This window comes from Candidatus Harpocratesius sp., from assembly GCF_054039255.1.
The window spans coordinates 79464-89463 of record NZ_JBPLBG010000015.1; the positions used below are offsets into that span (position 1 = coordinate 79464).

The 10000-nt window shown below is 30.4% G+C and carries 8 protein-coding genes and 1 tRNA gene; 5 read left to right on the plus strand and 4 right to left on the minus strand.

Annotated features, from left to right (window positions below; all coding sequences use genetic code 11):
* Window positions 1-140: 140 nt before the first annotated feature.
* From ACXLDF_RS03640 to ACXLDF_RS03650, 3 genes are all read right to left on the minus strand, one after another.
* Window positions 141-1013 (minus strand): hypothetical protein, encoded by an 873-nt coding sequence (locus ACXLDF_RS03640; protein ID WP_457557133.1) that lies wholly within the window; start codon window positions 1011-1013, stop codon window positions 141-143.
* 101 nt (window positions 1014-1114) lie between these two features.
* Complete coding sequence (locus tag ACXLDF_RS03645; protein ID WP_457557134.1) at window positions 1115-1552, minus strand: hypothetical protein; 438 nt, start codon at window positions 1550-1552, stop codon at window positions 1115-1117.
* Window positions 1553-1583: 31 nt separating this feature from the next.
* The gene (locus ACXLDF_RS03650; RefSeq protein ID WP_457557135.1) at window positions 1584-2204 is read right to left on the minus strand and encodes a hypothetical protein; all 621 of its coding nucleotides are present in this window, start codon (window positions 2202-2204) and stop codon (window positions 1584-1586) included.
* Between the two features lie 229 nt (window positions 2205-2433).
* Here ACXLDF_RS03650 and ACXLDF_RS03655 point away from each other — a divergent pair.
* The 4 genes from ACXLDF_RS03655 (at window position 2434) to ACXLDF_RS03670 (ending at window position 8104) form a co-directional block, all read left to right on the plus strand.
* Window positions 2434-2565, plus strand: a tRNA-Ile gene (locus ACXLDF_RS03655).
* Window positions 2566-2787: 222 nt separating this feature from the next.
* Window positions 2788-5280 carry a winged helix-turn-helix transcriptional regulator gene (locus ACXLDF_RS03660; RefSeq protein ID WP_457557136.1) on the plus strand — a complete coding sequence of 831 codons (2493 nt, stop codon included), beginning with the start codon at window positions 2788-2790 and terminating at the stop codon, window positions 5278-5280.
* A 259-nt stretch (window positions 5281-5539) separates the two neighbouring features.
* Window positions 5540-5917 carry a hypothetical protein gene (locus tag ACXLDF_RS03665; RefSeq protein WP_457557137.1) on the plus strand — a complete coding sequence of 126 codons (378 nt, stop codon included), beginning with the start codon at window positions 5540-5542 and terminating at the stop codon, window positions 5915-5917.
* Window positions 5918-6106: 189 nt separating this feature from the next.
* Window positions 6107-8104 carry a hypothetical protein gene (locus ACXLDF_RS03670; protein WP_457557138.1) on the plus strand — a complete coding sequence of 666 codons (1998 nt, stop codon included), beginning with the start codon at window positions 6107-6109 and terminating at the stop codon, window positions 8102-8104.
* Between the two features lie 204 nt (window positions 8105-8308).
* Here ACXLDF_RS03670 and ACXLDF_RS03675 read toward each other — a convergent pair whose 3' ends face one another.
* Window positions 8309-8446 carry a hypothetical protein gene (locus ACXLDF_RS03675; RefSeq protein ID WP_457557139.1) on the minus strand — a complete coding sequence of 46 codons (138 nt, stop codon included), beginning with the start codon at window positions 8444-8446 and terminating at the stop codon, window positions 8309-8311.
* Between the two features lie 601 nt (window positions 8447-9047).
* Here ACXLDF_RS03675 and ACXLDF_RS03680 point away from each other — a divergent pair.
* Window positions 9048-10000, plus strand: a 953-nt coding sequence (locus ACXLDF_RS03680) for a hypothetical protein (RefSeq protein ID WP_457557140.1), incomplete at its 3' end; no start/stop codon positions are given.

Consider the following 10000-nt stretch of genomic DNA (forward strand, 5'->3'; position numbering starts at 1 on the left):
TATCTTCCTCGTCTTTACTAATTAATTAAAGTGTAAATTAGTTTATCATTTTATTAGAAAGAAAGATTGGGATTTCTGAAGAAATTAACTGAAATCACAAAAATAATAAATAATTATGAATTATAAAGAAAATCTGGTATCTATGATGAAAATTGTCGATCCACATTAACATATTCTGCCAAAGCGCGAGCTTTTAACGCGTATTCCTCAGCTCGTCGTGCATCCATCAATTCTTCTGAAACTTCAGCTGCTTTCATAAAATTAATTTGTGCTTTTTTAAAATTATCCGTTCTGAGCCCTTTCATTGCTTTTTCTACCAATTCTTCTCGTTTTTTTAATAATGCAGGGATTCTTTTAACAAAAGCTATTTTACTGGTATACATTTTGACCAATTCTTCTTCATCCAGTTCTTTTGCAAAATTCTTGGCATTTTCATATTCTTTTTGTGCCTTTTCGAAATCTTTACGTCTTAATGAATTTTCTGCTAAATCATGTGCTCGATAGAGTTTTTTTGGAATTTTCTTAATTTTATCCAACAATTTTGCTGCTTCGTCAAATTTACCTTGTCTATTTAAATCTTTTATTCTATTTGATAATCGTGCTTCTACTTCTTGCTTATCTAATATTAATTCAGGCTGATCAAAGTATTTTGAAAATGCTTCTTGCATTAAGGGTTTTAGAACATCATCACTTTCAGTATATCGATCAATAAATTGTTCCATGCACATCTTTAGAGGTTCACGATGAATTGCAGTATCTTCTTCTTTTCCGATAATTACGCCTGTAATTAATTGAATGGTAACTCGTTTTTCGCGAACTTCCTTTTTATACGAATAAAATTGATAATTTGGCAAAATTGTTAGCACAAATTGTTTATCAGAATGTCCCATGCGAATTTTCAGTAATTCATTATCATTTAAATATATATAGGGTGTATTTGGAGCGTTATACACAATCTTTTTGCGTATCTTTGCATTTTGATCGACTACTAGAAAGAAGGCACCTAACGTCATGATTTCTATTCAACTCAAGTTAAGAATGGAATATCCACTTAAAAAATATTCGTGAAAAAATCTTAATCACTCTTGAAAATGGAGTTAAAAAATAAGATTAATTATTTACTCTTTTTAGCTTTAACTGTAAGTGCTCTGCTTGTAATATCTTGCAAAGATTGAATTATCGCTAATAATTGACTCATATAAAGATTTTCACCCACAGCTTTGTTTATGTTCTTTAGTTTTTCAATTGCATCCAATTCCTCTTTTGTAATTGATTCTAGTGATTTTTCATCCCATAATTTTTGAATTTCATCTGCAACTTGGGAATGAATTTTTTCTAGATCTTCTTGAGTATTTGCTCTGCCTTTCTTAATTACTTCAATAATTAAACGCATGTTTTCATTAACATTTGTCAAACTTTCAGTAATATTTTTGGAGTTTTGCTCAATTCTTCTGTTGAGTGCTTCAATTTGTGCAATTGTTCCATCCAAATTCTGAGTTATCTGGTTGATTTGGTTGGAGATTTGCTGTAAAATATCATTATTTTCTGCCATTTTTCTTCACTTCATATTTAATTTTATTTTACTATTTTGGAGGAGGATTCATTCCTGGTGGTGGATTAATCTTTGGTGGCTTTTTCTTTTCACTTGGTTTGGGAATTTTCAAATCTGGAGACTGATTCTTGGAAATATCGAATTTTGATTGAGGAATTGGGGTTTCATTTGACATACTCGATTTACTCTCAATTGGATTGGATAAAGAAGAATCTACTTTCTCTAAAAGACTTTCTGATGATTCAGTATCATCACTTTTTAAGTTACTTTTCTTCAAACCCCTTACACCTTCTAATACTTCTTTCAAAAGTATGTCTACTGTTTCAGGTTTTAATGCTTCTTCAGAAGTTTCTGCAATTTTCTTTAATCTCTCCAAAACCTCATCTAAATCTTTTAATCCTATTTTTTCCCTAAATTTAGCAATCTCCTTCACAATTGTTTCCCCAATTTGCTGAAAGATTAAATGTTGGGCTTCTCCTTCTCTTTCTACACTTTCTGTCATTGAGTGGATCGAATTAACAAGCGAATCAACCCGATCAATCAAATTCTGATTTAAACTATCAATACTTACTTGCAAATTTTGAATAACTTTTCCTAACTGGGAAATCCGTGAGTAAATATTCTGTAAAAGGTCAGTTAACATTTCTGACATGATTATCAATCCTTTTCTTTTTCTATAACCCGATTTTTTTTCTCTAATGAACATTTAGGCACTAGAGTTAAAATATTTTTATAATAAAAAACGATTTTTTTTTACAATCGGCAGTTGAGATAATTCTTTTTATATAATATATTGATCATTTTTCCATCTCAGTTCCATAAAATTTTTAATTTTTTCTGTGCTTCTCATCTTAATACTCTTAAGAAATAATTTCATTTTTGGGATTGTTGCTTAGCCCGGTCCAAAGCGCTGGTCTTATATGAAATAAATGCATACAACGAGCATACCACGAAATAACCGCATTTATCACTAGGCTAACCAGAAATCGAGGGATCGAAGCCCTCCAATCCCATTATCTTGATTTTAGTAATTTTATTTGTTAGATCCCAAAAATCAAATGGAATTTTTCAAATATTTACTTTTTATATATAAATTCATCTAAATCAGAATGGGGAACATTCAACCTTACTTCTTATAATCGCTAAAACTATAATTCATATAGGTAGGTGAAGGGATTATCAAATCGCATTTAGGTATGATAAAGAGCTTTTTTATAATATTCTTGCTCAATTTAATGTTTTTAGGATTTTCAAATATTGCAGTTCTTTATGAACTCACTTTGCATCAAGATAATTCTTTGAACTTTAGTCAAATGAAAGAAAATGGAAATTCTACTCCTTTTACTTCAACTATTTCATTCATCGATTTGTCGAATTCAAGTGGAATGATTGGGAATTCATTTTATCATTATCAATGGGATAACTTCACTTTAGAATCAGAGAATTTCACAGATATTTATACTTATTCAGATTGGTTTTTATTAAATAATGGGACTTCAGACGTGTGGGTGGAGATACAAACAATCACTAATCTTTCTTATTCATTTGGAGGAAATACAAAATATTTTACATTTGAAATCTTTGAAGATGCAGATAACAGTGTGTTAGGCAACTGGAAAGATAATATCTCTGAATTTGAATCGATTTATTGGCAAGGTTATGAAGATTATTATTGGAATAATTATCAAAATGGCTGGATGCAGTATGAAGATCCCAATTTAGAACAACCAGATTATGATCTTACAGGAGATTCTTCAAATGATAGCTATTATGATACTTTTTCCATGGAAATATCTGATTTTTATGAGAACGCAAGTTGGGGAGATCAAGAAGATGGGATAAATAATTGGGGATTTAGCGATCGTTATGAGCAAGACCTGCAGGCTTATGAAATTATGCGCGATTCTCTTAACGGTGATGAAAAATGGTGGTTCTTTAATGTATATTTGGAAGATTGGAAGGATGAAACAACAGGAACAATTGAATATAAATGGATAGATCTTGAATCTGGGCAACAAATCGACCCTACTTCAATAAATTGGAGTCCTGTGTCTGGTTATGAATATGATTGGGAGATTGCACAGTGGATGCAAACTAATGAAACTATTAATCAAACTTCAGAATGGGCTTGGTTTTCATATGATTTGTCACAATGGGTGAGTTGGAATGATTTAGTCAGTGATTCAATTGATTTTCTCATTACGACAACTTCATTTACAGGAATGTCTCTTTATAATGATACAAATCAAAATGGAATTGCTGAAGCATTTTATGATGTCGTAGATAGTGGAAATGAAACTCCAGATGGCTTATATTATGATCGAGACCAGTCGGAGTATATTTCGTACATTACCATTGATTCAATTCAAGATGTAATTTTTAATCTTGATTATTTACCTGATTCACAAAATTTGAATTTTTCTTTAACCTTTTCTGGTGTTACTTTAACATCGGAACCTTATGGTTATGATTACGAATCGATTTTATATAATGAGATTGATGAATGGGGGAATGAATCATGGTTCGATGATAATTCTACCAGTACATCACCTTCTCTTTACAATTCTTCAACATCATTTTATCTTGAGAATATGACCATTGCATGTTCTTTTCAAACTTCTGAATTAGATAATGTGAATAATGCTTCAACATTTGGCATTAAGCATCAATTAAGTGATTTTTTGTATGGGACAAATCACAGTTTTGCAGGTGATATGTTATCTGGATTAGGGATTACCATGGATTATTCTGTTTATTCCCCACAATTTTCAAATATTGTTTCACTAAATGAACCTACGAATTCCTACAATCTTGCTTCGGTAGATGTTGATGGTGATGTCAATATACATGCAAATAATTCGAATATTATACAAATGGAATTACAACAGAAGTATCTTTGGGGGAAGAACAACAAAGAATATTGGAATACTGTTGCATTATCCCCTAGTTATGGCTTTTCAATTCATTATGGGGATTTAAATTTTGGTATGGCTAAAGATTATTCTGAACAAATGGCTCCATATTCCTATAGTTTATGTTTTGGAAATTGGGAAGGATATGCAATTATAATGGATCCTACATTCACCAGTTTTCTTACAGTTGAATCTGTAAATACTGAATTTTCCCCGATTCCTGGTCAAAATAATTGGCGAATATCATATGTTTTGATAATTATTTTTCTTTCCTTTGCTGTTGTATTCGGAATTTTGATGTCTAAACAAGAATATCGCGCCTTTTTACTCAATCGTGTGATGTATTTTGATACAGGTGCCCACCGTTTAAGTATGGAAGATGTATTAGAAAATGAAAATCGATCAAAAGTGATCGATTTAATTGTAGAAAATCCCGGTATTCATTTCAGTGAACTTTTGCGACAGACCCAACTTGCTCCAGGAAATTTAAATTGGCACCTTGAGATCTTGGAACGGTATAAAATCATAAAGAGCGAAATTGTTGGTAAATATGTTATGTATTTTCCTTATCATGGGAAAAATCCATTATCAAATATTGATTTAAAACTGCAGAAAAGTAAAACCACAATGGAAATTTTAGAAATCATACAAACGACGCCAGGATTGACCCAAAATCAAATTGCAAAAAAAATTGATAAAAACCATAAAACCGTAAAATATCATTTGGATAAACTTATCAAAGCAGATTTAATTAAAAAGCGTCAAGAGGGTCGAAAATCCTTCCTTTATCCTACAATTGAAGATCTTGACTCTTAATTAAGATATAGTTAAGTAATTCTTTTTCATTGGATTATTACAAAATTGTGACATATGAGTAACATCGGATTGAAGTATGATTTATATAGTTAAGATGTTGTTATCATAAATTTTGATTGGCATCTCTGATTTTTATATAATGATTTCAAGTTTACTTCTTACTTTTTTATTTTTTTGAATTTTTTCAATTTACAGTGGGTTAAATTCTTCAGAATTCAAAAGCATAAAGTGGAAACGAATTGTCTTTTATACTGAATATATGGAGATTTTAAAAGAAGATACATCAGGGATTATGCTTATTTACCCTGAACAAATTAAGAGACTTCACCTATTTATGACTACTTTTTCATATCGAACTCGCAGATACTATAATATTCCAATACAAAAGACTATTAGTATAATGTGGAAGGATAATGAAGGCAAACTTTGGAAGTTAGATCCATTTTACTATATGAAAAGAAAAGAAGCATATGAAAATTTTAATAATATTCGAGATTGGTTCATTCGTAATTATCATATAAAACCTACAAAAAAGGTTATGGTGAAAATGGTGCTAACGGCAATTTCCTTGTTGACTTTCTTTATTGCTGTCTACTCTATGGTGTCTTTTATATTAAAATATACACAATCGCAGTAAACAAATGAATATTTAGTTTTTTAGTGAATTCTCAATTTTTATTTATTTATTTTTTTTATCGTTTTGGCTCTTTAAAATAATAAATTGGAGATGGGGAAAATCCGTCCTCATTTCTTTTTATACTGATTGACTATTTTTTTATTATCTTCAAAAAACTGTATTTAGTAATTTGAAGGTGGTTGAATTAAGATGAGAAAAATAAAGTTCGTTCTTTTCTGCGGAATCAGTTTGTTATTGATTAACGCTACTATGAATGTAACTCTTGGTGTTGGTGATGAAGTTACAACTGATTTAAACAATTCTACCTATAAACAAGGTGAATTTGCTGGACAATATTATTATTCCTATTATTGGTATAACGAAACATTTCCAACTTGGGAATATCAAGATGATTATACCTATTGGGAGCTGCTGTGGTTAAATAACGGCACTGAAGACACCTGGGTTGTAGTTGTGGTCGATTATAACATGACTATAAATGATTCAGGAAATCTTTCATATTTGAACTTTAATATTTACGATGATCCTGATGGTTCTTTCTTGACAAATTATGATGATAATTGGAGCGAATTTGATGCTGTTGATTGGGAAGGATATGATGATTATTATGTTGATGAAAATGCTGATGTTTTAGGATGGGATGAAAATTGGACAGATTCAAACGATACCAATTGGGATGATTCTTGGCTTGATAATTGGGATATTTCAGATAATGGTGTAGTTAAATCAGAAGATGTCTCTGAAGGCTTTTCAGGTGATTTTTCTGATGAAGAACCTGGTGAGTCTGGTGAGTACTCAACAATGGAAGAATCGTTAACTGGTGATGAAGGATTATGGTTCATTGATGTTTATTTTGAAGAATGGGCAACAACATACAGTGGTAGCATTAATTATACTTGGTATAACGTAGAATATACAGATAATTATGAGATTATTCTTGGAAGTTTAATTGATCCTTCTAATTTAGGTCCTGCTTCGACTTCCCCTTATTCAGATTCAGATGATGATTACTGGTGGTACGATTGGGACTGGGAATGGGCTCAAATGATGATGATAAACGAAACTTATGAAGATGAAACCTATTCATGGACTTGGTTTTCATATGATATCGGTCAATGGGTGAGTTTTTATGATAATTTGACAAATCAATATACTTTCCTTTCTCAAGATGTTGCTTACATTGGCATGTCTCTATATGAAGACATAAATGGTAATGGTGTTGTTGATGTATCCTATGATCCTTATTATGAAAATGGAAGCTGCTGGGATGATGAAGTATGGATGCTTACGCAAGTAGAAGATGTTGATGAAGGTTCTATAAGTGACCCAACTTATGATATGAACGTGAGCAACTCTGAAGAAAAATATTTGCTTACTTTGAATTCAGTTGAGAATGTCGTTTGGGGGATTCCTGAAATTAGTGAAAATAGTGCTGAATTTTGGATTTGCTTAGAAGATGTGAACTTTCTTGCAGTTCCTTATGCATCCAATTATGAATGGTTTATGGACGATTCTTCTGATGGAGGCTTAAGTATAGCCAGTAATGTTGATCATCTTAATATTTCATTTGCATTTGAAAGTGGTGAAACTGGTTCTAGTGTTGCGGTAAAGCACGATATTGCTGATTTCACAGATCCTGAAACTCATAATTCCATCACTGCTTTTGAAAATCTCTCCATGACAATTGATTACAGCATGTATAGTGATCAATATACTGAATTAATGGCTTGGGATACAACTGAGGAAATAGTTAATGAAACTGGTGAAGAGTTTGATTCTGCAATGGCATTTGATGGTGAAATCACAGTCGATCTAGAAAATCAGAGCAAAGAATTGATGTCTATGGATTTTACAATGCCATATACATGGGGAAAGGACGGCTTAGAGTATAATAACACAGTAGCGATAAGCCCTATTTATGGATATGAATATATGTATTCAGATGAAGAAGTCGGACAAGCTTCATCCTTTTCTTATATAAGTAGCTCATACATTTATTCAATGTGCTTTAATTGGCAGGGATATTCCATAATCATGGATCCAACTTTTGTATCTTATTATGTGGATATTAAAAATGATGTTGGATTACCTGGAACTTCGCTATTTAAAGTCGGAGGAATTGTAGTTCTCTCAGTATTAGCTGGAATTGGTTTAGTTGTTATATTAAAAAAAGCAAAATTTAGATAGATTATTTAAATACTTTTTTTCAACTTTAGCTTTTAAAGTTTTTATTTTTTTTCATTTCTTTCCTAAAGAATTATTTTCTATTATAGATTCAATTACAAACACATGAATCTTTAAAAATTGAACGAATTATTAATTCTAATACGAGTTAGCACGGTAGAATTCTCAGTTAAAAATCAATTTCCTTACAAATGGAACGATCTGTTGTTACGATATAATAGATTCAGGAACCTCTATATCTTGATATCTCCCTTTCATAAGAGAATGAAAATCACTATCGATATGGATATTTTGAGCATAAAGGGAAACACCTTGAAACATCCGAGCAACCTTCATTCCCTGCATTTTATGGGATTATATGTGTTTTATAGGGATGTTTTTTCTATAATATGCGAATCTGGTGTTATCTACCATGGAATGCCGCATTCAGTTCTATAATTTTTGTTTTGCAGTAATTTTGGTAAATCTGACTAACCGCCATTTCAACAGAATTTTGACATTATTCTCTTATAAATTTCTAGAAAATGCCTCGACATCACTCTGGTGGGCTACTTGACACCTTTTTCGTCACCATCTTTGTGAATTTTCTCATTTATTAAGTAATGTTCACATAACTTTTTACAAGATAACGATTAATATCTTCAACATGTTGAACAATTGAAATATTTTGGATTAGGCAATAGAGTTAAAAGTGAAAATGAGAGTATTGCTAAAATCGTATGTGTGTAGATTAATTTAATGTAGAAAGTCATAAAATATTGTAGACTGTTCTAAATTTCTTGTTCTTTTATTGAATAAATTCATTAACAGTGTAAATTAGTTTGCATTTCCTTTAATTGCGAATATATTTATTCCCACAAAATATTAAACAACTTTTTTCTGAACAAAAACGAGTTTTCGCTAGAAGGAAACCCGAAAATTTATAAAGAAAAAAAAAAAAAAAATTATGGCGAAAAGAAAAATATGCTATACAACAATTCTATTATTCGTTTTTATTTCTGCCTCAACTTTAAAAACAAATGGAATAAACATGGAAAATACAACATTGCTAAATGGAAACCTTATCGGTTATAGATTAAATTTTGAAAATAAGCAACCTATGAAAATAGATAAAACAGCATCATTTAATTTAATTTTAGATAATTTTCAGGAAAAAAAAGTAAAAATCATGTTTTATTCTCAATTCGGTAATTTCAAATTTGATAATTTTGAAATATCTATTAGTAATTATTTATATCAAGAAAAAATCCAAAAATTCGATTTATATCTTGAAAATTCAAGTATTGGCTTTTTTGTAGAAATTCATCATCAAGCAAATTATTTAAGAATTGATTTTGCATTTGAAAAAAATGAATCTCAATTCTCATTCATGGGTTTATTTCAGTCAAATAATTTAGAAGGAATTCATTCAATTTTTAATCAACTAACACCGAATAAGGAACAAGTACTATGTAATAAAAAAAGTATTAATCTTGATCTTAATCAGATTAAGCTATTATCAAAAAAAGAGTCTGAAAATTTTATTAATAGCATTAATTTTCATAGATTTAATTACATTGATGATAATTTTTCAAAAAGTAGAATTAGTCAATTGATTAATCAAAAACCTGAAGTCTCTGGTTATTCAGTTACAAAATATATGATTATTCATCAAAGTGGAGGAACTGCAGGAATAGGAAATTATGATTTTCCAATAGATATTGTAAATTATATGGAATCTAATCCCAATGTTAATATAGATGTGGGTATTGCCAGAATTGGGCCATCAGAAAGTCAAATAAAAAGTGATCTACAATATTATAACAAAGATACAGAATATTATTATTCAATCAGATCTATACGCGATATTGTTGCATATGAGTGGTTTGGTCATGGTGGTTCAAATCGTGAATGGATAAT